At 70.4% G+C, this 22,858-nt stretch carries 22 protein-coding genes; 16 read left to right on the top strand and 6 right to left on the bottom strand.

Features of this window, described 5'->3' with window-relative positions:
- The first annotated feature begins 384 nt into the window (after positions 1 to 384).
- Positions 385 to 1,221: a hypothetical protein gene (locus ACFY0U_RS09025; protein WP_388632464.1), complete on the top strand. Its 837-nt coding sequence runs from the start codon at positions 385 to 387 to the stop codon at positions 1,219 to 1,221.
- A gap of 78 nt (positions 1,222 to 1,299) precedes the next feature.
- Here the strand turns inward: ACFY0U_RS09025 and disA are convergent, their stop codons facing one another.
- Positions 1,300 to 2,424, bottom strand: coding sequence for a DNA integrity scanning diadenylate cyclase DisA (gene disA / locus ACFY0U_RS09020; protein WP_266823807.1), 1,125 nt, complete (start codon positions 2,422 to 2,424; stop codon positions 1,300 to 1,302).
- Between the two features lie 80 nt (positions 2,425 to 2,504).
- Positions 2,505 to 3,914, bottom strand: coding sequence for a DNA repair protein RadA (radA, locus tag ACFY0U_RS09015; RefSeq protein ID WP_388632462.1), 1,410 nt, complete (start codon positions 3,912 to 3,914; stop codon positions 2,505 to 2,507).
- Between the two features lie 198 nt (positions 3,915 to 4,112).
- Here radA and ACFY0U_RS09010 point away from each other — a divergent pair, with 198 nt between their 5' ends.
- On the top strand, positions 4,113 to 5,789 hold the full coding sequence (locus ACFY0U_RS09010) for a hypothetical protein (RefSeq protein ID WP_388632460.1): 1,677 nt from the start codon (positions 4,113 to 4,115) through the stop codon (positions 5,787 to 5,789).
- A gap of 149 nt (positions 5,790 to 5,938) precedes the next feature.
- Here ACFY0U_RS09010 and ACFY0U_RS09005 read toward each other — a convergent pair whose 3' ends face one another.
- The gene (locus ACFY0U_RS09005; RefSeq protein WP_388632457.1) at positions 5,939 to 6,790 is read right to left on the bottom strand and encodes a hypothetical protein; all 852 of its coding nucleotides are present in this window, start codon (positions 6,788 to 6,790) and stop codon (positions 5,939 to 5,941) included.
- Between the two features lie 71 nt (positions 6,791 to 6,861).
- On the opposite strand from ACFY0U_RS09005, the gene ACFY0U_RS09000 reads away from it, so the two are divergent.
- The 4 genes from ACFY0U_RS09000 to ilvD all read left to right on the top strand — a co-directional run bounded on the left by ACFY0U_RS09000 (position 6,862) and on the right by ilvD (position 11,366).
- Positions 6,862 to 7,815 carry a Ppx/GppA family phosphatase gene (locus tag ACFY0U_RS09000; RefSeq protein WP_388632454.1) on the top strand — a complete coding sequence of 318 codons (954 nt, stop codon included), beginning with the start codon at positions 6,862 to 6,864 and terminating at the stop codon, positions 7,813 to 7,815.
- Between the two features lie 160 nt (positions 7,816 to 7,975).
- Complete coding sequence (locus ACFY0U_RS08995; RefSeq protein WP_388632451.1) at positions 7,976 to 8,800, top strand: sugar phosphate isomerase/epimerase family protein; 825 nt, start codon at positions 7,976 to 7,978, stop codon at positions 8,798 to 8,800.
- Positions 8,797 to 9,402: a TetR family transcriptional regulator gene (locus ACFY0U_RS08990; protein ID WP_388632448.1), complete on the top strand. Its 606-nt coding sequence runs from the start codon at positions 8,797 to 8,799 to the stop codon at positions 9,400 to 9,402. The genes ACFY0U_RS08995 and ACFY0U_RS08990 overlap by 4 nt, the downstream gene beginning before the upstream one ends.
- Before the next feature lie 110 nt (positions 9,403 to 9,512).
- Entirely contained in the window at positions 9,513 to 11,366 is a 1,854-nt protein-coding gene (gene ilvD, locus ACFY0U_RS08985) for a dihydroxy-acid dehydratase (RefSeq protein ID WP_388632445.1), read from the top strand.
- A gap of 49 nt (positions 11,367 to 11,415) precedes the next feature.
- On the opposite strand, the gene ACFY0U_RS08980 is transcribed toward ilvD, so the two are convergent.
- On the bottom strand, positions 11,416 to 13,518 hold the full coding sequence (locus ACFY0U_RS08980) for a serine/threonine-protein kinase (RefSeq protein WP_388632442.1): 2,103 nt from the start codon (positions 13,516 to 13,518) through the stop codon (positions 11,416 to 11,418).
- 181 nt (positions 13,519 to 13,699) lie between these two features.
- On the opposite strand from ACFY0U_RS08980, the gene ACFY0U_RS08975 reads away from it, so the two are divergent.
- From ACFY0U_RS08975 to ACFY0U_RS08945, 7 genes are all read left to right on the top strand, one after another.
- Positions 13,700 to 14,029 (top strand): SH3 domain-containing protein, encoded by a 330-nt coding sequence (locus ACFY0U_RS08975; protein ID WP_388632440.1) that lies wholly within the window; start codon positions 13,700 to 13,702, stop codon positions 14,027 to 14,029.
- A gap of 28 nt (positions 14,030 to 14,057) precedes the next feature.
- Positions 14,058 to 14,396 (top strand): SH3 domain-containing protein, encoded by a 339-nt coding sequence (locus tag ACFY0U_RS08970; RefSeq protein ID WP_388632437.1) that lies wholly within the window; start codon positions 14,058 to 14,060, stop codon positions 14,394 to 14,396.
- Between the two features lie 61 nt (positions 14,397 to 14,457).
- Entirely contained in the window at positions 14,458 to 14,766 is a 309-nt protein-coding gene (locus tag ACFY0U_RS08965) for an SH3 domain-containing protein (RefSeq protein WP_388634265.1), read from the top strand.
- Between the two features lie 23 nt (positions 14,767 to 14,789).
- On the top strand, positions 14,790 to 15,128 hold the full coding sequence (locus ACFY0U_RS08960) for a hypothetical protein (protein ID WP_388632434.1): 339 nt from the start codon (positions 14,790 to 14,792) through the stop codon (positions 15,126 to 15,128).
- A 25-nt stretch (positions 15,129 to 15,153) separates the two neighbouring features.
- Positions 15,154 to 15,495, top strand: coding sequence for a hypothetical protein (locus ACFY0U_RS08955; protein ID WP_388632431.1), 342 nt, complete (start codon positions 15,154 to 15,156; stop codon positions 15,493 to 15,495).
- Between the two features lie 56 nt (positions 15,496 to 15,551).
- Positions 15,552 to 16,058 (top strand): EamA/RhaT family transporter, encoded by a 507-nt coding sequence (locus ACFY0U_RS08950; RefSeq protein WP_388632428.1) that lies wholly within the window; start codon positions 15,552 to 15,554, stop codon positions 16,056 to 16,058.
- Between the two features lie 63 nt (positions 16,059 to 16,121).
- Positions 16,122 to 16,883, top strand: a complete 762-nt coding sequence (locus ACFY0U_RS08945; RefSeq protein WP_388632425.1) for a class I SAM-dependent methyltransferase — start codon at positions 16,122 to 16,124, stop codon at positions 16,881 to 16,883.
- Positions 16,884 to 16,934: 51 nt separating this feature from the next.
- Here ACFY0U_RS08945 and ACFY0U_RS08940 read toward each other — a convergent pair whose 3' ends face one another.
- On the bottom strand, positions 16,935 to 18,368 hold the full coding sequence (locus ACFY0U_RS08940) for a SulP family inorganic anion transporter (RefSeq protein WP_388632422.1): 1,434 nt from the start codon (positions 18,366 to 18,368) through the stop codon (positions 16,935 to 16,937).
- 282 nt (positions 18,369 to 18,650) lie between these two features.
- Between ACFY0U_RS08940 and ACFY0U_RS08935 the strand changes: the two genes are divergently transcribed.
- The 3 genes from ACFY0U_RS08935 (at position 18,651) to proC (ending at position 21,163) form a co-directional block, all read left to right on the top strand.
- Complete coding sequence (locus tag ACFY0U_RS08935; protein ID WP_388632419.1) at positions 18,651 to 19,463, top strand: ABC transporter ATP-binding protein; 813 nt, start codon at positions 18,651 to 18,653, stop codon at positions 19,461 to 19,463.
- Entirely contained in the window at positions 19,460 to 20,251 is a 792-nt protein-coding gene (locus tag ACFY0U_RS08930; RefSeq protein WP_388632416.1) for an ABC transporter permease, read from the top strand. The genes ACFY0U_RS08935 and ACFY0U_RS08930 overlap by 4 nt, the downstream gene beginning before the upstream one ends.
- Before the next feature lie 99 nt (positions 20,252 to 20,350).
- Positions 20,351 to 21,163: a pyrroline-5-carboxylate reductase gene (proC, locus tag ACFY0U_RS08925; RefSeq protein WP_388632414.1), complete on the top strand. Its 813-nt coding sequence runs from the start codon at positions 20,351 to 20,353 to the stop codon at positions 21,161 to 21,163.
- A 58-nt stretch (positions 21,164 to 21,221) separates the two neighbouring features.
- Here the strand turns inward: proC and trpS are convergent, their stop codons facing one another.
- The gene (gene trpS, locus ACFY0U_RS08920) at positions 21,222 to 22,247 is read right to left on the bottom strand and encodes a tryptophan--tRNA ligase (protein WP_388632412.1); all 1,026 of its coding nucleotides are present in this window, start codon (positions 22,245 to 22,247) and stop codon (positions 21,222 to 21,224) included.
- Positions 22,248 to 22,858 lie beyond the last annotated feature (611 nt).

Raw genomic sequence — 22,858 nt, 5'->3', positions numbered from 1 at the left:
CCCTCGGGGGTACGGCGGGGAGGGGCGCGTGGGGGCGGTACCGGAGAGCCGTGGCGCCTGACGAGCCGCGGCGGCGAGGCTGCGGGGGTGCGGGGGTGTGGAGAACGCGCCCTAGCCGTGGCCAGAGGTGCAAGGGCCGCGATCGCGAACGTCCATGTCCCGGCGGTGTGCCGTACCCACGTAGGAGTGTCATACGGGAGAGCGGTGATGTCACAGACGGTAGGCGACGGGTCGAAACGGTCACGCCCCGCGATCATCATGCGCCCGAGCTCGTGAAGGGCGGTGGTGTGTACCGCCGTCTCCGGAATGATGATCCGGAAAAGTTGTGGGCCCTGGCGGCGGGTAGGGGCGGCGAAGTCGCCGATCTCTCGTACAGTTTGCGCCGTGGGATCTCTGCGCAATCCGGTCGGTCCGCTGCCCTCCACCATCTACTGGCGACGGAGGGCCGTACTGCTGTCTGTGCTGGCCCTGTTGGCGTTGCTGATCGCCTGGGTGGTCTCCTCGGGCGGCGGTGGTGACAAGAACGGTGCCGACGGGAGCAACGACAAGAATCCCTCCCCTTCGACCATCACGCCAGGGCCGAGCGGCTCCGGACCGGCGATCAGTCAAGCGCCGGGCGGGCGCGACGAGTCGACGCCGGGCGGGGAGCCCGGGGGGACGGATGCGGGTGCGGGGTCGGGGTCGGACGGCGGGTCCGGTGGCGGTTCCTCGACCTCCGGTACGGGGTCCGGCTCCGGTGGGTCCGAAGGTGCGGCCGGTGGCGGCGGTGCGGGCAGTGGGGTCGGGCAGGACGACACCCTTCCGGCGGGGTCCGGCTTGCCCAACTGCACCGCCGGGTCAGTGAAGTTGACCGTGAGCAGTCTCCGCAACGGGTACGGGCCCGGCGAGACGCCGACGCTGCTGCTCACCGCGGCGAACTCCTCCGGCGGCGACTGCAAGGTCGATCTCGGGCCGAAGCGCGCGGTGTTGACGATCACCGAGGCTGCCCAGGACGACGAGTACTGGTCGTCCGCGGACTGCCCGAAGACCGCGGCGAGTCTGGTGTTCCGGGTGCCCGCGGGGAGCAGCATCACGTACACCGTGAAGTGGGACCGCAAGCCGAGTGCTCCGCAGTGTGCGACGCCGGCGGCGGGGTCTGCGGGGGCGGGGACGTATCTCGTGGAGTTGGCGGCGCCTGGGTACGCGAAGGTGCAGACGTCGTTCGTGCTGGAGAGCGACTGACGTAGAGGTGCGCGGGGTTGTCAGTCGGCTGCGGCGGCGTTGTGGTTGCTCGCCCAGCTCCCCGCGCCCCCTGGGTGACTAGACGTACCGTTCCAGGATTGAGCTCTCCGCCAACCTCGACAGGCCCTCTCGTACGCTGCGTGCCCGCGCCTCGCCGACCCCGTCCACCGTCTGCAAGTCGTCCACGCTCGCGGCCAGCAGCTTCTGCAGGCCGCCGAAGTGTTCCACCAGGCGGTCGATGATGGCGCCCGGCAGGCGCGGCACCTTCGCCAGCAGGCGGAAGCCTCGGGGCGAGACCGCGGAGTCCAGGGCCTCCGGAGAGCCGGTGTAACCCAACGCCCGTGCCACCGTGGACAGTTCGAGGAGCTCGGCGTGGGTGAGGGCGTTGAGCTCGTACAGGGCCTCGTCCACCGTGCGGGAGCGCTTGGCCGTGGGCTCGGGGACGTAGTCCCGGACGACCAGTTCGCGCTCGGGCTCCACGCCGGCGATCAACTCGTCGAGCTGGAGGGCGAGAAGACGTCCGTCCGTGCCGAGTTCGACCACGTACTCGGCGATCTCCGTCGCGATACGGCGGACCATCTCCAGGCGCTGGGCGACGGCCGAGACGTCCCGGACCGTCACGAGGTCCTCGATCTCCAGCGCTGACAACGTTCCCGCGACCTCGTCCAGGCGGAGCTTGTAGCGCTCCAGGGTCGCCAGGGCCTGGTTCGCGCGGGACAGGATCGCCGCCGAGTCCTCCAGGACGCGGCGCTGGCCGTCGACGTAGAGGGCGATCAGCCGCATGGACTGGGAGACCGACACCACCGGGAAGTCGACCTGCTTGGAGACACGGTCCGCCGTGCGGTGGCGGGTACCCGTCTCCTCCGTCGGGATCGTCGGGTCGGGCACCAGCTGCACACCGGCCCGCAGGATCTTCGATCCGTCCGTGGAGAGCACGATGCCGCCGTCGAGCTTGCACAGCTCACGCAGCCGCGTGGCGGTGAACTCGACATCCAGGACGAAACCGCCCGTGCACATCGGCTCGACGGTCTTGTCGAAACCGAGCACGATGAGTCCGCCCGTGTTGCCGCGGAGAATCCGCTCGAGGCCGTCGCGCAGGGCCGTGCCGGGTGCCACGGCGCTCAGTGAGGCGCGCATCAGGCCATCGGCACCGGAGCTCCCACCGGACTTTCCGGGAGCTGCTGCCCGGTCGTTGGCTGCCACTGCACTCCTCCGGTCGCAGGTTCTGGGACGCTCCGTTTCGCACATTCGGTTCGTACGGACGGGCGAGACCAGGGCAAAGTCTACCGGCGCTCCTCCTGGTCCCGTGGGGCGTCTCGCCGACGCGACCGCGGAAGGACTCTCAGGGCGTCTCCTATGTCGGCGACTTCCAGGACCTTCATACCGGCGGGGATCTTGCCCGGGTCGCCCGGCACGAGCGCGTGGGTGAAGCCCAGACGATGTGCCTCGGCGAGCCGGCGCTGGACGCCCGTGACCCGTCTGACCTCGCCCGCAAGGCCTACTTCGCCGATCGCGACGAGGTTCTTGGGCAGTGGGGTGTCGCTCGCCGCCGACGCCAGCGCGAGGGCGATGGCGAGGTCCGCGGCGGGCTCCGACAGCTTCACTCCGCCGACCGTCGCGGAGTAGATGTCCCGCTTGCCGAGTGCACTGATCCTGCCTCGCTGCTCCAGCACGGCGAGCATCATCGAGACGCGGGAGGTCTCCAGACCGGATGTCGTACGGCGAGGTGAGGGGATCTGCGAGTCGACGGTGAGGGCCTGGACTTCGGCGACCAGGGGGCGGCGGCCCTCCAGGGTGACCGTCAGACAGGTGCCGGGGACCGGTTCGTCACGACGGGTCAGGAAAAGTCCGCTCGGGTCCGTAAGGCCGGTAATGCCCTCGTCGTGCAGTTCGAAGCAGCCGACCTCGTCCGTCGCGCCGTAGCGGTTCTTGACGCCCCGCACGAGACGCAGGCGCGCGTGCCGGTCGCCCTCGAAGGAGAGCACCACGTCCACGAGGTGCTCCAGCAGGCGCGGGCCCGCGATGGCGCCGTCCTTGGTGACATGGCCGACGAGGAGGGTGGACATGCCCCGGTCCTTGGAGGCGCGGATGAGCGCGCCCGCCACCTCCCGCACCTGGGCCATGCCGCCGGGGGCGCCGTCGATCTCGGGGGACGCCACCGTCTGCACGGAGTCGAGGATCAGCAGGGACGGCTTCACCGCGTCCAAGTGGCCCAGGACCGCGGCCAGGTCGGTCTCCGCCGCGAGGTACAGATGGTCGTCGATGGCCTTGATGCGGTCGGCGCGCAGCCGGACCTGACTGGCCGACTCCTCACCCGTGACGTACAAGGTGCGGTGTTCGTCGCTCGCCGACTTGGCCGCCACGTCGAGCAGGAGGGTCGACTTGCCCACGCCGGGCTCGCCCGCGAGCAGGACGACCGCGCCCGGTACGAGTCCACCGCCGAGCACCCGGTCCAGCTCGGGCACGCCGGTGGAGCGGGCCGTGGCGGTGCGGCCGTCGACCTGGCCGATGGGCAGGGCGGAGGTGGTGACACGGCCCGGAGACGTCGTACGCACCGCGGGCGCGCCGTACTCCTCGACGGTGCCCCACGCCTGGCATTCGGGGCAGCGGCCGAGCCACTTCGCCGTCTGCCAGCCGCACTCGGTGCAGCGGTAGGCGGGGCGGTCCTTGGCGGTCTTCGTACGGGCAGCCATGCACGAACCGTAACGGGCGACACTGACAATGCCCGGCGGTGGTCGTGAGCGCCCGGTGTCATCCGGCCACCGGGGTCAAGAACAGGCCACGGAACGAGGGGTTCCTGTCCCCTTATGAGGGATCGTTTCACCCGTACGGAGTAAAAGTGCTCAAGGGGGAAGAAGGGGCCATCGCCCGCACCCTACGGTCCACGGGTGATGAGCAGCAGTCCGGAGACCTCGACCCGCACCACCGGCGCGCACCGGGCGCAACGGGAGGCGCGTGACCGCGGTGCGGCGCGCACGCTGGCGCAACGTACGCCGGCGCGCTACGAGCCGTATCTGGACGGCCTGTTCACCTACTGCCTGTCCGTACTGTGCGACCACGACGCGGCCACCGCCGCCCTCGGCGACGTTCTCGCGCTCGCCGAGCGCCGCCGCGGGCCGGAGGCGGCCGGGGACCGCCGGGCCTGGCTGTACGCGCTGGCCCGCTGGGCGTGTCTGCGCAAGCTGGCCGAGGCCAAGCAGAAACGTCAGGGCACCCACGCGGCGGGCCGCCACCACGCCGAGAAGCGGGCGGTCCCGCCCGTCTCCGAGGAGGTCCAGGAAGAGCGTCGACGCGAACTCGCCCTGCTGGCCTGGCCGGAGGCCGCCGGCACCACCCCGGAGCAACGCGAGGCGCTCGAACTCGCCGTACGCCACCATCTCGCCGCCCACGAGGTCGCCGCCGTCCTCGGCATGGACCCTGCCGCCGCCCGGGAACTGCTCGCCTCCGCCGCGTGTGAGGTCGAGCGCACGCGCGCGGCCCTCGCCGTCGTGGAGACCGGTACCTGCCCGAGCGTCGCGCGTCTCACCGGCGACCAGCAGCTGGTGATCGGCACGGCCCTGCGCCGTGAGCTCGTACGGCATGTCGACGACTGCCCGCGCTGCCGCCGTACCGCCGAGCGCGCGGTCGCCGGCCGCTGGCCCGGAGCGATGATCACCCCCTCCGAGCTGCCGGTCCTCCAGGCCCCGCGCGCGACGCTGCATGTCGCCATGACGCACTTCTCCCGCGCGGCCGCCCCCCGTTTCGACCGGCGCGGCTTCCCGATGGACCCCAAGGACCGCGCAGCCCGCCGCGACCGGCTACGCGCGCGTGCCGTCACGACGACCGTCGTCGCCACCGTCGTGGCGGCCCCCGTGCTCGCTCTGTGGGCCGCCTACCGTGGCACCCCCACCGCCGAGGGCGTGGAGGGACGCTCGGCCAGCGCCAGCGAGGCGCACGGCCCCGACAGCCTGGACGGCGAGGCCGCGGGCGGCTACGAGAACGCCGGCAACGCCAGCACCCGGCCCGCCGACCGCTTCACCAAAGGTGACAAACCCGATGTATCGGTGAAGGTCATCAGCGTCACGGGCGCCGGCAAGAAGGGCGCCGGACATCTGGAGGTCGCGGCCGGGAACAGCGGCGACACCACGCTGATCACCCTCACCGCCACCGGCGACGGCCCGGTCCGCTGGTCCGCGAGCACCGGCGCCGTCTGGCTCTACCTCAGCCAGTCCTCGGGAACCCTCGAACCCGGCGAGTCGTTGACGATCAAGGTGTACGTCGACCCCTTGCGCGAGCCGTCCGGCCACTGGAGCGCGCGCGTGGCCGTCTCACCCGCCGGCGCCGTCGTCTCCATCGAGGGCTACGGCACCGCGCCCACCCCGACGGACCCCGGCACCCCCGCCGACCCGCCCCCGTCCACCCAGGACCCGGACCCCACCACCTCGGCCCCCACAGACCCGACCCCCAGCGACCCGCCGCCCTCGCCGTCCGCCCCGGACCCGACACCCACAGACCCCACCCCGCCCACCCCGACGAACTCGACGCCCCCGCCCAGCGACAGCGGCGACCCGAGCCCGTCGACGTCGTAGCCGTGGCTTCGGCGCACGGTCATGGGGCGGACCGGCAGTGTCCGGTCACCGGGGTCAGCCGCACGCGGTCAGCCCGCAACACCGGCCGGGTGCGGTCGGCCCACGGCGTCGGCCGGACGCGGCCGGTGCGCGAAGCCGGCGAGGCGTGGTCAGACCGCAGGGTCTGCCGGATGAGGCGCCAGCAGCGGCAGCTGGGACGCCAGTCGCTCCTCGCACAGCTCCACCAGCCGGTCGTAGCCCGCCTTGCCCATCAGTTCGGTCAGCTCCGGCCGGTAGGAGACGTAGACCGGGTCGCCCGCGCCGTGCGCGGAGGTGGCCGATGTGCACCACCAGTGGAGGTCGTGGCCGCCCGGGCCCCAGCCGCGGCGGTCGTACTCGCCGATCGACACCTGGAGTACGCGCGTGTCGTCGGGCCGGTCGATCCAGTCGTAGGTCCGTCGCACCGGCAGCTGCCAGCAGACGTCCGGCTTGGTCTCCAGCGGCTCCCGGCCCTCCTTGAGCGCCAGGATGTGCAGCGAGCAGCCCGCGCCGCCGGCGAAGCCGGGCCGGTTCTGGAAGATGCACGAGCCCTGGTACGGGCGGGTCTGGCGGTCGCCGTCCTCGTCCTCCGAGATCCAGCCGCCCTCCGTGCCCTCGTCGTGGAACTGCCAGATCTCCGGAGTGAGCCTGGCCACATGACCGGCGACCCGCTTCTCGTCGTCCTCGTCGGAGAAGTGGGCACCCAAAGTGCAGCATCCGTCGGCCGCGCGGCCCGGCTGGATGCCCTGGCAACCGCTGCCGAAGATGCAGTTCCAGCGAGAGGTCAGCCATGTCAGATCGCACCGGAAGATCTGCTCGTCGTCCGCCGGATCAGGGAACTCCACCCACGCGCGCGCGAAATCGAGCCCCTTCTCGTCGGCTGCCAGGGCCTGCTTCGACTTCTTCGGTGACTTCACCGGCGACTTCGCCTGCGAAGAACCGCTGGAAGATTTGTCGGTCTTCGCCTTTTTCGTCTTTGGCACGCGTCCAGGGTAAGACGCTTGGCAAGACTCCGGATACGGCCGACCTTGCAGGTGGCAGTAGCGTTCCGTACATGAGACTCGGTGTCCTCGACGTGGGATCGAACACGGTGCATCTGCTGGTGGTGGATGCGCACCCGGGCGCGCGCCCGCTGCCCGCGCACTCGCACAAGGCAGAACTGCGCCTTGCCCAACTCCTCGACGAGGGCGGCGCGATCGGCCCCGAGGGGGTCGACAAACTCATCGGCGTCGTCAAGGAGGCCCTCCAGGCCGCCGAGGACAAGGGCGTCGAGGACCTGCTCCCGTTCGCCACCTCCGCGGTGCGCGAGGCCAGCAACGCCGACGACGTCCTCGCGCGCGTGCACGCCGAGACCGGCGTCGAGCTCCAGGTCCTCACCGGCGCCGAGGAGGCCCGCCTCACCTTCCTCGCCGTCCGCCGCTGGTTCGGCTGGTCGGCGGGAAAGCTGCTGGTCCTCGACATCGGCGGCGGCTCCCTGGAGATCGCGTACGGCATCGACGAGGAGCCCGACGCGGCGGCCTCGCTGCCCCTGGGCGCCGGCCGGCTGACCGCGGGCTGGCTGCCGGGCGACCCGCCGGATCCGGAGGACATAAGGGCGCTACGACGTCATGTCCGCACCCAGATCGCCCGCACCGTCGGCGAGTTCAGCCGCTTCGGCGCCCCCGACCACGTCGTCGCCACGTCCAAGACCTTCAAGCAGCTGGCCCGCCTCGCCGGCGCCGCCCGCTCCACCGAGGGCCTCTACGTCCAGCGCGAGCTGAAGCGGGAGTCCCTGGAGGCGTGGGTGCCGCAGCTGGCGGGGATGACGGCGGCGCAGCGCGCCGAGCTGCCCGGCGTCTCCGAAGGCCGCGCGGGGCAGCTGCTCGCGGGTGCGATGGTGGCCGAGGGCGCGATGGACCTGTTCGGCGTGGAGAACCTGGAGGTCTGTCCGTGGGCGCTGCGGGAAGGCGTCATCCTGCGGCGACTCGATCACATGGGATCGAGTGTGGGAGCGAGTGTGGACGCGTGACGGGCGCGGCGAACCGGGACACCCCCGCACCTGCCCACGCCGCACCCGCCTCTGCCGTACCCCCTGCCGTACCCGCCGTGCCGTACCCGCCTATGGCAATCGCCACAACGGCGAATAGGCGCCCCGCACCGCACCCGTCGCAACCCTTAGGCTGACCCCCGTGGCAGAACCAGTCGTACGGATCCCGGATGCGAAGGTCGCGCTCTCCACGGCCTCCGTGTACCCGGAGTCCACGGCGACGGCCTTCGAGATCGCCGCGCGCCTCGGCTACGACGGTGTCGAGGTCATGGTGTGGACCGACCCGGTGAGCCAGGACATCGAAGCCCTGCGCCGCCTCTCCGACTACCACCAGATCCCGATCCTCGCCGTACACGCCCCTTGCCTGCTCATCACGCAGCGCGTGTGGTCCACCGACCCCTGGGTCAAGCTCCAGCGCGCCCAGGCGGCCGCCGAGAAGCTCGGGGCGTCCACGGTCGTCGTGCACCCGCCGTTCCGATGGCAGCGCCAGTACGCCCGCGACTTCGTGAACGGCATCTGGCGCATGGCGGACGAGACGGACGTCCGCTTCGCCGTCGAGAACATGTACCCCTGGCGCTACCGCGACCGCGAGATGCTCGCGTACGCCCCCGACTGGGACGTGACGAAAGAGGACTATCGTCACTTCACGATCGATCTCAGCCACGCGGCCACGGCCCGTTCCGACGCGCTGCACATGGTCGACCGCATGGGCGACCGCCTCGGCCACGTCCACCTCGCCGACGGCCGGGGCTCGGCCAAGGACGAGCACCTCGTCCCCGGGCGCGGCACCCAGCCCTGCGCCGAGCTGCTGGAACGCCTCGCCCTGACCGGCTTCGACGGCCATGTCGTCATCGAGGTCAACACCCGGCGCGCGATGTCCAGCGCCGAACGTGAGGCCGATCTGGCGGAGGCCCTGGCCTTCACGCGGTTGCATCTGGCCTCCGCGGTGAAGGTGCCGCGGCCGTGACCGGCGTCAGCTCGCGGAAACGGGGCCGTCCTCCTGGTAAGGAATCGGCCGACACCCGCGACCGCATCCTGACCGCGGCCCGCGAGGAGTTCTCCGAGCGGGGCTACGAGAAGACCTCGGTGCGCGGCATCGCCAAGGCGGCGGGGGTTGACTCGGCCCTGGTCCACCACTACTTCGGCACCAAGGAACAGGTCTTCGAGGCGGCGATCGAGATGGCCGCCGCCCCCGCACTCGGGGCGGGGGAAGCGGTCGCCGACGGCCCGCTGGAGGGCGTCGGCGAGCGGCTGACGCGCTTCGTCCTCGGCGTCTGGGAGAACCCGGCCACCCGTACGCCCCTGCTGGCGATCGTCCGCTCGGCGGTCAACAACGACACCGCGGCCGCCGTCTTCCGCCGCATCGTCGTCTCCCAGCTGCTGCGCCGTGTCGCCGCCCAGGTCGACCTGCCGGACGCCGAGCTGCGCGCCGAGCTGGCGGCCGCGCAGCTGGTGGGGACGGCCATGCTCCGGTACGTGATCAAGGTGGAACCGCTGGCCTCGGCGGACGTGGAGCAGATCATCGCCCGGCTGGCGCCGGTGGTGCAGGGGCATCTCACGAACCCGTGAGCGCCCTGTGAGGTGAGACGGTCATCCCGCATTCCGGACACTGTGTCCGACCCCTGGATGACCGGCGTACGCTCGATAACAGCCCTATCTGTCTGAAGGAGCGATCGACGATGCCCGAGCTGAGGTCCCGCACAGTCACCCACGGCCGCAACATGGCGGGCGCCCGCGCCCTTATGCGCGCCTCCGGTGTACCCGGTGCGGACATCGGCCGCAAGCCGATCATCGCGGTCGCCAACAGCTTCACCGAGTTCGTGCCGGGTCACACCCACCTCCAGCCGGTCGGCCGGATCGTCAGCGAGGCGATCGTCGCGGCCGGCGGCATCCCGCGCGAGTTCAACACGATCGCGGTCGACGACGGCATCGCGATGGGCCATGGGGGAATGCTCTACAGCCTCCCCTCCCGCGACCTCATCGCGGACTCGGTCGAGTACATGGTCGAGGCCCACTGCGCCGACGCCCTGATCTGCATCTCCAACTGCGACAAGATCACGCCGGGCATGCTCAACGCGGCCCTGCGCCTGAACATCCCCACGGTCTTCGTCTCCGGCGGCCCGATGGAGTCCGGCCGCGCCACGCTGGTCGACGGCACGGTCCGCACCCTCGACCTGGTCGACGCGATGTCCGAGGCCGTGAACGAGAAGATCTCGGACGAGGACATCCTCCGTATCGAGGAGAACGCCTGTCCGACCTGCGGCAGCTGTTCCGGCATGTTCACGGCCAACTCGATGAACTGCCTGACCGAGGCCATCGGCCTCTCGCTCCCCGGCAACGGCTCGGTCCTGGCCACGCACACGGCCCGCAAGGCGCTGTACGAGGACGCGGGGCGCACGGTGATGGACATCACCCGGCGCTACTACGAGCAGGACGACGAGACGGTCCTGCCCCGCAACATCGCCACCATCGCCGCCTTCGAGAACGCGATGGCCCTGGACATCGCGATGGGCGGCTCGACCAACACGATCCTTCACCTGCTGGCGGCGGCCCAGGAGGCGGGCGTCCCCTTCGGCCTGGAGGAGATCAACGAGGTCTCCCGCCGCGTGCCGTGCCTCGCGAAGGTCGCCCCGAACGTCGCGAAGAACCGCACGTACTACATGGAGGACGTGCACCGCGCCGGCGGCATCCCGGCCCTGCTGGGCGAGCTGCACCGCGCGGGCCTGCTGCGGGAGGACGTCCACTCGGTCCACAGCCCGTCCCTGGCGGACTGGCTGAAGACCTGGGACGTCCGCGGCGGCTCCCCCTCGGCCGAGGCGGTGGAACTGTGGCACGCGGCCCCCGGCTGTGTCCGCTCCGCCGAGGCCTTCTCCCAGTCGGAGCGCTGGGACACGCTGGACGAGGACGCCGAGGGCGGCTGCATCCGCAGCGCCGAGCACGCGTACTCCAAGGACGGCGGCCTGGCGGTCCTCAAGGGCAACCTGGCGGTCGACGGCTGCGTGGTGAAGACGGCCGGCGTCGACGAGTCCATCTGGACCTTCGAGGGCCCGGCGGTCGTCTGCGAGTCCCAGGAAGAGGCCGTCCAGAAGATCCTGACCCAGCAGGTCAAGGAGGGCGACGTCGTCGTCATCCGCTACGAGGGCCCCAAGGGCGGCCCCGGCATGCAGGAGATGCTCTACCCGACCTCGTACCTCAAGGGCCGCGGCCTCGGAAAGGCGTGCGCCCTGGTGACCGACGGCCGCTTCTCCGGCGGCACGTCCGGCCTGTCCATCGGCCACGCGTCCCCCGAGGCGGCGGCCGGCGGCACGATCGCGCTCGTCGAGGACGGCGACCGCATCCGCATCGACATCCCGAACCGCACGATCGAACTCCTCGTCGACGACACCGAACTGGCCCGCCGTGAGGCGGCACTGGGCGGGGTGTACGCCCCGAAGAACCGCGAACGCAAGGTGTCGGCGGCGCTGCGGGCCTACGCGGCGATGGCGACCAGCGCGGACAAGGGCGCCGTGCGGGACGTGTCCAAGCTGGGCTGATCTCCGGGATCTGATGAGGGCCGCCTCTTCGGGGGCGGCCCTTTTCGTGTCACCAGGCCGAGGGGGTGCGGGCGTTGACGGCGAAGACTGTGCCGTCGGGGGCGGTGGCGTAGAGGTGGCCTTGGGCGATCTGAGGCGCCGGCACTGTGGCCACGTACTCCTCCGACTTGCTGCCCATCCGTGGCGCTGTCTGACCGAGCAGCTTCCCCTTGGCGGCATCGACGCCCAACAGACGCCCGTCAGCGGCGCTGACATAGACGTTGCGCCCGTCGGTCACTGGTACCGAACCTTGACTGATGGACGTCTCGAGAGACCACACCTGCTTCTTCGCGTCCATGTCGACGGCTACCAGGGAGCCGCCTGTGCCCATGAGAAGGACAAGACCGTTGTACACAGTGACCTGCGGCTGATCGACCGGCACGGTCAGCGCCACGCGCCGTACGTCTCCGGATTCGGGGTCGTATCGGACCACGGCTGCCGCGGCGTCGTAGCCGTCGCTGACGGTGCGGAGGAAGACGCTGCCGTTCGAGGCGCCGACGGGTATCAACTCGCCGTCGAGCTGCGCTGACCAGCGAACGTCGCCCGTTACCGGGTCCACCGCCGTGACCCGTGTCCGCGTACCGTCGGCCGACGTGCTGGTGGCGTACGCCCAAGGGCTCTTGGGGAAGGAGTCGAAGTACGGCCTGCTCGAACTTGGTATCCGTCTGCTCCACTTGCTCTTGCCCGATGCGCTGTCGACGCCGGTGACCTTCCCGTCGACGCTGGTCAACAGCAGCATGGCGCCTGCGTAGCGAACGCCGCGGTACGAGGACACGTCCCGCTTCCAGCGCGTACCGCCCGATGACGGATCGAGGGCCAGCAGCCGCTTGCCCGTGTGTGTCAGCACGTGCGCCAGCCCGCCCGAGAGAACCGGGGGCTCGCTGGGGGAGTCACTTTTGTCGAGTGTGTGCCGCCACAGCACACGGCCGTCGGCTGGATCGAGGGCGGACACGAGCCCGGGCTGCACGCACAGCAGGCGCTGCGACGCGTACGAGCACCGGGGCAGGCTGCCTTCCACGGCCACCGGCCGTGTGCTCCAGGGGCTGAACCCGGCGGAGGTGGTGCGTGCCGAGCTGCCTTTCGGTGGCGTGCTTCCGCCGCCGTCCAGCTGGACCGAGGCCAGCGTGACGATCGCAGCGAGGACCAGCACGCCCGCCGTCCCGAGTGCCGCGACTTTGCCCCTGCGCCACTGACGTCGCCGTTCGGGCTCTGCGGCGACACGGGGCTCCGGCACAGGGGCGCCATCCGTGCGCTGCGCCGGTATGAAGGCCTGCGTGTCGTACGAGGCCGCGACCGACCGCAGCTCGCGCATCAACTCGTCCGGCGTGGGCCGGTCTTCGGGATCCTTGGCCAGACAGCGCACGATGAGCGGCGCGAGATTCTTCGGTACGCCGGTCAGGTCGGGCTCGTCATGCACGACCTGATAGGCGACGACATAGGGGCTGTCGGAGTCGAACGGCCCTCGTCCCGTGGCCGCATGAACCATCACGGAACCCAGCGCGAAGATGTCGGCAGCAGGCCCGACCTCCCGCGGCCGCTTGAACTGCTCGGGCGCCATGAACGGAGGGGTACCGATCAACTTCCCGGTCTCAGTGCGTAGTTCGCTGTCTTTTGGCCGAGAAATGCCGAAGTCGATGACCTTCGGTCCATCCTCGGCAAGCAGCACATTGCTCGGCTTGAGGTCGCGATGGACGACCCCGACTCTGTGAATGTCGCGCAGTGCCTCAGCCAACCCCGCCATGAGCCGGCGCAACTGGGCAGCGGTCATGGGTCCGTTCCGCTTCACCTCGTCGGCAAGGGTCGACCCAGGGATGAACAGCGTGGCCATCCACGGCCGTTCGGCATCCGGATCGGCATCGACGACAGGCGCGGTAAAGGCACCACTCACCCGCCGCGCCGCCGCGATCTCCTGCCGGAACCGCCCCCTGAACTCAGGGTCCTTGGCGAATTCGGCGTGCACGACCTTCACTGCCAGCGTCATCCCCGAGGTGCTCTGGGCGCGATGCACGACCCCCATACCGCCCGACCCGAGGCGCGACTCCAGCTTGTAGTGACCGGCGTACTCGGGAAGTTCCGCTTCCGCGCCCGCTCCGGTGTTGTGCTGTGGCGCCATGGGACCACCCCCGTGCTGTTCGTCCGCGCGCGCGACGCACGGAGCCTAGTCGATGACTCGTGCGAGACAGAGGCGGCTTGCTAGCGTTCGTGTGCGAGTTGCGCATGTCTGTTTCATGGCGTGATTCAGGGGAATCAACGGGGCCCACGACAACCGTGGGGCTCAACGGGGGAGGATTTTCATGTCTGTTGACCACGTGGAAGAAGCCGAGGGCGGCGAAGCAACAGCCACGGTGACGGCGGCGGCCACGACCGCTGCCGTGCGCTACTACCCGGTCGCGCCGGGCGTCCGGCTCAACGTCCGCAGCGGCCCCGCCACCAGTTACCCGATCGTCAGGGTCCTCTCCGAGGGCGCAAAGGTCGCGGTCCTCTGCCAGACACCGGGCACGACGGTCACGGGCCCCTACGGCACAACCAACATCTGGGACTGCATCTCCAGTGGTGAGTACGTCTCGGACGCGTACGTGAACACGGGCAGCGACGGCTACATCCGCCCGCGCTGCGCCCTCTGAACCCGCCACCACCACCCGGGGGAACCCCATGACGTCCCTGAGACGCCGCTCCGTCCTGCTCGCCGGTGCCACCGGAGCCTTCATCACGGTGGGCGCCGTCCCCGCCGAGGCCGAGGTCCGCTACTACGACGTGGCTCCGGGCTACCGCCTGAACGTGCGCAGTGGCCCCGGCACCAGCTACTCCATCGTCGATGTCCTCCCTGAGGGGACAAGGGTCGCGATCCTGTGCCAGACGCCAGGTACGACGGTCACGGGCCCGTACGGCACCTCGAACATCTGGGACTGCGTCGCCAACGGCAAGTACGTCTCGGACGCGTACATAAACACCGGCAGCGACGGCTACATCCGCCCCCGCTGCGCCCTCTGAAACCCCCCACCCCCACCCCCACCCCGAGGCACCCATGCCATCCCTGAAGCGCAGATCCGTCATGCTCGCCGGTCTCACCGCGGCCTTCCTCATGGTTGGTGCGGCGCACGCCGAAGCCGCACCCCGCTACTACGACACTGCCCCGGGCTATCGCCTGAACGTCCGCAGCGGTCCGGGCACCGGATACACCGTCGTCCGTGTGCTCGCCGAGGGAACCAAGGTCCCGATCTACTGCCAGAGGCCGGGCGAGACCGTCACGGGTCCGTACGGCACCTCGAACATCTGGGACAACATCGACAACGGCGAGTACGTCTCGGACGCGTACGTGCACACCGGCAGCGACGGCTACGTGGCCGCCCGCTGCTCCTGACCCCCACATCCCAAGGGAAAGACATGTCAGCACTGACCCGCAGATCCGTCCTCCTCGCCTGCGCCACCGGAGCCTTCATCACGGTGAGCGGCACCACCGCCGAAGCAGCCGTGCGCTACTACCCGGTCGCCCCCGGCTACCGGGTGAACGTCCGCAGAGGCCCCGGTACCCAGTACGCCATCGTCCGTGTGCTGCCCGAGGGCGCCATGGTCCCGATCTTCTGCCAGACGCCGGGCGAGACGATCACCGGTCCGTACGGGACGTCGAACATCTGGGACAACATCGACGACGGCGAGTTCATCTCCGACACCTACGTGCAGACGGGTACCGACGGCTACGTCCGCCCGCGCTGCTCGTTCTGATCCCCCCACTCCAGAGGACCACTCCATGTCATTGCTGAAGCGCCGCGCCACCGTGCTCGCCGGAGTCGCCGGGGCCTTCCTCACCGTTCTCGGTACAGCCTCCGTGGCCTCCGCCGCCAGCTACCCGATAGTCGGCACCTCGAACGTGAACGCCCGTAGCGGCCCGGGAACCAGCTACCAGATCATCAAGACCTACAAGCCGGGCACGAACATCTCGATCGTCTGTCAGACGCCGGGCGAGACGATCACCGGCCCCCTCGGCACCTCGAACATCTGGGACAAGACCTCCGATGGCGTCTTCGTCTCGGACACCTACGTGAAGACCGGCAGCGACGGCTATGTGGTCCGGCAATGCTCGGGCGTGTGACCAAGAGCTGCTGAACCCCCTCGGAGCCCGCGACCGCCCGGAGCCATAATCGACGCGTGAGCGACGACAACGGCACCCAGGCGACCCCCGCGGGCTCCGCACCCGGCCCCCGCCCCGAACCCATCCGCTTCTTCGGCACGACCTGGGTCGACCACGACAACGGCTACGCGGTCCGCCGCATCGGCGCCGCCGTCGGCTCCCTCGCGGCCGCCGTCGCCTCCTGCCTCGTCCTCCGGTTCGCCTACGAGGGCCTCGCGATCGCGGACATCGGCAGCTTCGTCACCCTCCTCATGGTCGTGATGTTCGCGATCTGCAGCGCCCTCGCCTTCCGCCACACCTGGGAGGGCTTCACCAAGCGCGCCGACCCCGACCGCCAGGCCTCCCTCCGCGGCCTGCTGGCCATCGGCTTCGTCGGCTCGCTCCTAGCCTACTTCTTCCGCTCCCTCACCGAGGCCCCGGGCGAGAAGCTCCACCGCGAGGAGTACGACACCGCGCGCAAGCAGTACGAGAAGCGCACCACCCGCCGCACCGGCAACCCGTCGAAGAAGCGCCGCCGCTCCTAGCCGGACCCCACCTCACACCGAAAAATCACCGCCCTCCCCGCCGGACCCGGCCACCATGGCCGTATGACGGCTCCCTCGCACACCGCCCGCGCCCACTCCTTCAACGCGGCCGCAGCCCAGTACGCGGCGAACCGCCCCTCCTACCCGCCCGCCCTCTTCGACGCCATCGAGGACCTCGCGGGCCGCCCCCTCGCCGGCTCCCGCGTCGTGGACGTCGGCGCCGGCACCGGCATAGCCACCGCCCTCCTGCACACCCGCGGCGCCGACGTGATCGCCGTCGAACCCGGCGACGGAATGGCCGCCCAGTTCCGCCGGACCCACCCCGACATCCCGATCGTCCGCGGCAACGGCAACACCCTGCCCCTCGCCACCGCCTCCGCCGACTTCCTCACCTACGCCCAGGCCTGGCACTGGACCGACCCGAACCTCGCGATCCCGGAGGCCGTCCGCGTCCTGCGCCCCGGCGGCGCACTCGCCCTGTGGTGGAACACCGACGCCCTCGACGTGCCCTGGCTGGCCGAGGCCGCCGAACGCATCGGACGCCACTTCGAGGTGAACATCTACGAGGAGAAGCGCAACGTCAACGCCCGCGCCTGCGACCCCGCCGAACGCCTCCACTTCACCCGCCGCGAGGTCCGCTGGAGCCGCCGCATCCCCGTCGACACCCACCTCGCCAACATCGCCAGCCACTCGACCTTCCTGGTGCGCGGCGAGGAGGAGAACGCCGCCTTCCTCACCGAGGAGCGCGCCCACCTGATGCGGGCCTTCCCGGACGGCATCGTCGAAGAGGTCTACGACGTCATCCTGCTGCTGGCCACGACCTGAGCCCCACCGAGCTCTCACCGCGCTCCAGCGAGCCCCACCGAGGTGGCCGCCTCACGGTGTCGCCCTCCCGCTCGCCACCAACGCCTGCCCCCGCCCGGCGGCCCACCCCTCCAGTGCCGCCGCACACGCATGGTCCAGATGCCGCAGCCCGCCCAGCTCCAACCGCACCTCCCGGTCCCGCGGCAGCGCCTCCAACGCGTCCAGCAGCTTCGGCAGCCGCAGGAACGTCGCATGCCCCAGCACCCGTACGACGATCTCCGCCTCACCCCCGTCCTCGGTCTCCACATGCACATGGCTGGCATCCCACGCGGTCTTCGCCACCGCCAGCGCCAACCCCGCCAACACCCCCTCGAAAAGACTGCCGACGACGATCGCCCCCGCCGTCACCACCAGCACGACCACCTCCCCGCGATGCGCGCGCCACAGCACCCGCACCTCCCGCACCGGCACGAGCTTGCACCCGGCGTGCACCAGCAGCGCGGCCAGCGCCGCCACCGGAATCACCCCGAGCACCCCGGGCACGACGACGGTGAAGAGCAGCAGCCACACCCCGTGCAGCACCCGGGACGCCTTGGTCCGCGCCCCCGCCCGAATATTCGCCGCGCTCCGCACGATCACCGCGGTCATCGGCAGGGCGCCCAGGACCCCACACACCGCGTTGCCCGCGCCCTGAGCGATCAGCTCACGGTCGTAGTCGGTACGCCGCCCGCCGTGCAGCCGGTCCACCGCCGCCGCGCTGAACAACGACTCGGCGGACGCGATCAGCGCGAAGGCGACCACGGTCCCCAGCACGCCCACTTCCGTGAGCCGCCCGAGATCCGCGGCCTCCGGCAGCCGTACGGCATCCAGCAGGCCCCGCACCTCGACCCGCCGCACATCCAGGCCGAACACCCCGGTCACCGCCGCCGCGAGGCCGACCGCGACCAGCGGCGCGGGCACCAGGCGAGCCCCGCGCTCGAATCGCGGCCACAGCAGCAGTACGGCAATGGTGGCACCCCCCACTGACAACGCCACCGGGTCGAGCAGTGCGGGCAGCGACACCAGCCCGGCGAGCTTGCCGAGGCCGCCGCCGGGGGCGTCCGCGTCGCCCATGGCGTACACCTGACCCGCGATCAGGACGAGGCCGATGCCCGCGAGCATCCCCTGGACCACGGCCACCGACACGGCCCGGAACCACCGCCCCAGCCGCAGCACCCCCAGCCCCAGCTGCACCAGCCCCGCGCCGAGCACCAGCACCCCGAGCGCTCCGACCCCGTACCGCTGCACGGCCTCGTAGACGAGCACCGTCAGCCCCGCCGCCGGCCCGCTCACCTGGAGGCTGCTGCCGGGCAGTACCCCGGCGACCAGCCCGCCGACGATCCCGGTCACCAGCCCCAGCTCGGCGGGCACACCGGAGGCTATGGCGACTCCCACACAGAGCGGCAGCGCCACGAGAAACACGACGAGGGACGCGAACAGATCGGCCTTGCGTACGCCACAGCGCATGACAGGAGCACCTCCGACGATCGACGACGGTCACGGGATACGGGGAGATGCGTGGGCGCCGTGCCGGGGGAGGGCACGGCGAACCTGGGCGCGCGGCATATGACCTCGCACTGAAACCCATTGTCGGGAACGGGAGTTGATCGCGCAGCCGGTGCCCGAGGGCATCGGAGGGATCCGGGAGCACGCGAACCGGACCGCACGCTTCCGATCGCGCCGCCGCGCGCCCGGCCATCGAACGCCACCGGCTTGACGGCGACCGTCCGCGAGAGCAGTATTCATCACATGATGAATTATTCCTCCGGCCCACCGGACACCGGCACGCAGACCACCGACAGCCCCGCCGTCCGAGCCGAAGGCCTCACCGTCGTCCGAGGCCCCCGCACCGTCCTGCGCGGCCTCGACTTCACCGTCCCGCGCGGCCAGATCACCGGCCTGCTCGGCCCTTCCGGATGCGGCAAATCCACCCTCATGCGCTCCATCGTCGGCACCCAGGCCAAGGTCACCGGCACCCTCGACATCCTCGGCCACCCCGCAGGCCACCCCACCCTGCGCACCCGCATCGGCTACGTCACCCAAGCCCCCTCCGTCTACGACGACCTGACCGTCCGCCAGAACCTCGACTACTTCGCCGCGATCCTCGCCCCCGGCCACGCCGCCGCCGACCGCCGCCACACCGACGTCACCCGCGTCATCGAAGACGTCGACCTCACCAGCCACGCCGACGCCCTCGCCGGCAACCTCTCCGGCGGCCAGCGCAGCCGCGTCTCACTGGCCGTGGCACTCCTCGGCACACCGGAACTACTGGTCCTGGACGAACCGACCGTCGGCCTCGACCCCGTCCTGCGCCGCGACCTGTGGAACCTCTTCCACGACATCGCCACCCAGCGAGGAGCGACCCTGCTCATCTCCTCCCACGTCATGGACGAGGCCGAGCGCTGCCACCGCCTCCTCCTCATGCGCGAGGGCGAGATCCTCGCCGACGACACCCCCGACGCCCTGTGCACCCGCACCGGAGCCGAGACCGTCGAAGCCGCATTCCTGCACCTCGTCGACGAGGCCGTCGCAGCCGGACGCAAGAAGGAGACGACCCGATGAGCACGACGACCACCACCCCGACGACCGCCGCCCCGGACCCCACCAGCGCCCTCAGCGCCTCCCGCACCCTCGCCACCGCGGCCCGGGTACTGCGCCAGCTCCGCCACGACCCCCGCACCATCGCGCTGATGATCCTGATCCCGTGCGTGATGCTCTTCCTGCTGCGCTACGTCTTCGACGGCAGCCCACGCACCTTCGACAGCATCGGCGCCTCCCTCCTCGGGATCTTCCCGCTGATCACGATGTTCCTGGTCACCTCCATCGCCACCCTGCGCGAACGCACCTCCGGCACCCTCGAACGCCTCCTCGCCATGCCGCTCGGCAAAGGCGACCTCATCGCCGGCTACGCCCTCGCCTTCGGCACCCTCGCGATCATCCAGTCCGCCCTCGCCACCGGTCTCGCCGTCTGGTTCCTCGGCCTGGACGTCACCGGCAGCCCCTGGCTGCTCCTCCTGGTCGCCCTGCTCGACGCACTCCTCGGCACCGCACTCGGCCTCTTCGTCTCGGCCTTCGCCGCCTCCGAATTCCAGGCCGTCCAGTTCATGCCGGCCGTGATCTTCCCCCAGCTCCTCCTCTGCGGCCTGTTCACCCCCCGCGACAACATGCACCCCGTCCTGGAGGCCATCTCCGACGTCCTGCCGATGTCCTACGCCGTCGATGGCATGAACGAGGTCCTCAAGCACACCGACATGACCGCCGCCTTCGTCCGAGACGCCCTGATCGTGGCCGGGTGCGCACTGCTCGTCCTCGCCCTGGGAGCGGCGACCCTGCGCCGCCGCACCGCATAACCCGCGCACGTCCCGCCAACCGGACAGCCGAGCCGCACACCCACCCCCGGTGCGAGGATGAACCCCGGACGACGCAACCCCCGGAGGGCACCCGCAGCCATGACCCAGAAAGTCGCAGTCCTCGGCACCGGCAAGATCGGCGAAGCCCTGCTCAGCGGAATGATCCGAGGCGGCTGGGCCCCGGCCGACCTCCTGGTCACGGCCCGCCGCCAGGAACGGGCCGAAGAGCTCCGCGCCCGCTACGGAGTCAGCCCGGTCACCAACGCCGAGGCCGCCAAGACCGCCGACACCCTGATCCTCACGGTCAAGCCGCAGGACATGGGCACCCTCCTGGACGAACTCGCCCCCCACGTCCCCGCCGACCGCCTGATCATCAGCGGCGCGGCGGGCATCCCCACCTCCTTCTTCGAGGAGCGCCTCGCAGCGGGCACCCCGGTCGTCCGCGTCATGACGAACACCCCCGCCCTCGTCGACGAGGCCATGTCCGTCATCTCCGCCGGCACCCACGCCACCGCCGAGCACCTCGCCCACGCCGAGGAGATCTTCGGCGCCGTCGGCAAGACGCTCCGCGTCCCCGAGTCCCAGCAGGACGCCTGCACCGCCCTCTCCGGCTCCGGCCCGGCGTACTTCTTCTACCTGGTCGAAGCCATGACGGACGCCGGCATCCTGCTCGGCCTGCCCCGCGACAAGGCCCACGACCTCATCGTCCAGTCCGCGATCGGCGCCGCCACGATGCTCCGCGACAGCGGCGAACACCCGGTCAAGCTCCGCGAGAACGTCACGTCCCCCGCGGGCACCACGATCAACGCCATCCGCGAACTCGAGAACCACGGCGTACGAGCCGCCCTCATCGCCGCCCTCGAAGCTGCCCGCGACCGCAGCCGCGAGCTGGCCTCCGGCAACAACAGCTGACCACCCGCCGCCCCCTGCCCCATCCACCTCAGGGGGCGGCGGCCCGGCCCACGCTGTCCTAGACGGTCACCGCGATATCAGCGGCAGCGGCCGCCGGCAGCAACCCGATCGCCCGATACGCCGCATCGACGGTCGGCCGGGCCATCGCCCGAGCCTTCTGCGCACCATCCCGCAGCACCCCCTCCACATAGCCAGGATCCGCGCACAACTCCTTGTGCCTCTCCTGTACGGGCCTGAGGACCTCGACCACGGCCTCCGCGGTGTCCTTCTTCAAGGCGCCGTACGACTCATATACACCGCTCAGCGCCTCCGGGTTCCCATCCGTGCACGCCGCGAGAATCTCCAGCAGATTGGCGAGGCCCGGCCGGCCCTCCCGGTCGTAGACGACCTCCCGCCCGCTGTCGGTCACGGCCCGCATGACCTTCTTCCGCACCACGTCCGGCTCGTCGAGCAGATAGACGATCCCGGGTCCCGTGTCATCGCTCTTCCCCATCTTCGAGAGCGGCTCCTGGAGGTTCATCACCCGCGCGCCCACTTTCGGAGGCGTTCCCCGGGGCACCACGAACGTGTGCCCGTACCGCTGGTTGAACCGCACCGCGACATCCCGCGCCAGCTCCACATGCTGGGCCTGGTCATCGCCCACCGGCACCTCGTCGGCCCCGTACGCCAGGATGTCCGCCGCCATCAGCACGGGATACGTCAGCAGCGACAGCCGCACACTCCCGCCCCGCTCCCGCTCGCGCGCGGCCTTCTCCTTGTACTGGATCATCCGCCGCATCTCGCCGTCCGTGGCCACGCACTCCAGCACATACGACAGCCGCGCGTGCTCGTCCACATGACTCTGTACGAACACGGTGCACAGCTCCGGATCCAGCCCCGACGCCAGCAGCAACGTCGCCGCCTGCCTACTGAGCCGCCGCACCCGCGCCGGATCGTGGTCCACGGTCAGCGCGTGCAGATCGACGACACAGAACAGGGCGTCGGCCTGGTGCTGATCGACGGCTGCCCACCGTCGCATGGCCCCCAGGTAGTTCCCCAGCGTCAGATGCCCGGTCGGCTTGACCCCACTGAAGACCCGCGTCATCTCTTCTCTCCGTCTCCTGGTCGAGGCCGCCGTCCCGGCCGGCCGACCCTCAGGAGCTCCGGAGGGAGATACGAAAACGGCCGCCGAGGCGGCGGCCGTTGAGTGCATACGTAGCTCAGGCCGCCGTCAGGCGGCCCACCACTGCTGGGTGTATGTACGCGTCGTCATGCGGACCAGGGTACGCCGCCAGGGCCCCGTCCGGACGTGAGTTGACACTCCCCCTCCCGGTACGTACTGTTCTCCGAGTTGTCCGACGTGAGCGCCGACCCCGGTCGGTCCCCGGACAGCCATTCCGCAAGTACCAACCTCTAGTCGACTTCAGTCGATCCGGCTGCTGTCTTTCTATTGGCATGCGTATTTGCGAAATGAGGAATCCGCGTTCGAAAGAACGCAGGCCCCGATTAGCGCGGGGCCACGGAGTCCGCTAAAGTCTCACTCGTCGGAACGGCCCAACAGCCGGGAAGGCAAGCCCCTCTGACTGGGAGTCAGGCCCGAAAGGATCTGATAGAGTCGGAGCCGCCGGAAAGGGAAACGCGAAAGCGGGAACCTGGAAAGCACCGAGGAAATCGGAACCGGAAACGGTCTGATAGAGTCGGAAACGCAAGACCGAA

The sequence above is a fragment of the Streptomyces sp. NPDC001536 genome (genome assembly GCF_042894505.1).
Classification (GTDB): domain Bacteria; phylum Actinomycetota; class Actinomycetes; order Streptomycetales; family Streptomycetaceae; genus Streptomyces.
Note: the sequence above shows the minus strand (reverse complement) of the source record. Positions and strands in the feature narration are given on the sequence as shown.

Coding starts and splice junctions, on each gene's coding strand:
- ACFY0U_RS08980 (WP_388632442.1), bottom strand. CDS start 13,518: ATGGCGCCACAGCACAACACCGGAGCGGGCGCGGAAGCGGAACTTCCC.
- ACFY0U_RS08940 (WP_388632422.1), bottom strand. CDS start 18,368: ATGCGCTGTGGCGTACGCAAGGCCGATCTGTTCGCGTCCCTCGTCGTG.
- ACFY0U_RS08965 (WP_388634265.1), top strand. CDS start 14,458: ATGCTCGCCGGTCTCACCGCGGCCTTCCTCATGGTTGGTGCGGCGCAC.
- ACFY0U_RS08945 (WP_388632425.1), top strand. CDS start 16,122: ATGACGGCTCCCTCGCACACCGCCCGCGCCCACTCCTTCAACGCGGCC.
- ACFY0U_RS08955 (WP_388632431.1), top strand. CDS start 15,154: ATGTCATTGCTGAAGCGCCGCGCCACCGTGCTCGCCGGAGTCGCCGGG.
- ACFY0U_RS09000 (WP_388632454.1), top strand. CDS start 6,862: ATGAGACTCGGTGTCCTCGACGTGGGATCGAACACGGTGCATCTGCTG.
- trpS (WP_388632412.1), bottom strand. CDS start 22,247: ATGACGCGGGTCTTCAGTGGGGTCAAGCCGACCGGGCATCTGACGCTG.
- ACFY0U_RS08960 (WP_388632434.1), top strand. CDS start 14,790: ATGTCAGCACTGACCCGCAGATCCGTCCTCCTCGCCTGCGCCACCGGA.
- radA (WP_388632462.1), bottom strand. CDS start 3,914: ATGGCTGCCCGTACGAAGACCGCCAAGGACCGCCCCGCCTACCGCTGC.
- ACFY0U_RS08970 (WP_388632437.1), top strand. CDS start 14,058: ATGACGTCCCTGAGACGCCGCTCCGTCCTGCTCGCCGGTGCCACCGGA.
- ACFY0U_RS08935 (WP_388632419.1), top strand. CDS start 18,651: ATGATGAATTATTCCTCCGGCCCACCGGACACCGGCACGCAGACCACC.
- ilvD (WP_388632445.1), top strand. CDS start 9,513: ATGCCCGAGCTGAGGTCCCGCACAGTCACCCACGGCCGCAACATGGCG.
- ACFY0U_RS09010 (WP_388632460.1), top strand. CDS start 4,113: ATGAGCAGCAGTCCGGAGACCTCGACCCGCACCACCGGCGCGCACCGG.
- proC (WP_388632414.1), top strand. CDS start 20,351: ATGACCCAGAAAGTCGCAGTCCTCGGCACCGGCAAGATCGGCGAAGCC.
- ACFY0U_RS08930 (WP_388632416.1), top strand. CDS start 19,460: ATGAGCACGACGACCACCACCCCGACGACCGCCGCCCCGGACCCCACC.
- ACFY0U_RS08975 (WP_388632440.1), top strand. CDS start 13,700: ATGTCTGTTGACCACGTGGAAGAAGCCGAGGGCGGCGAAGCAACAGCC.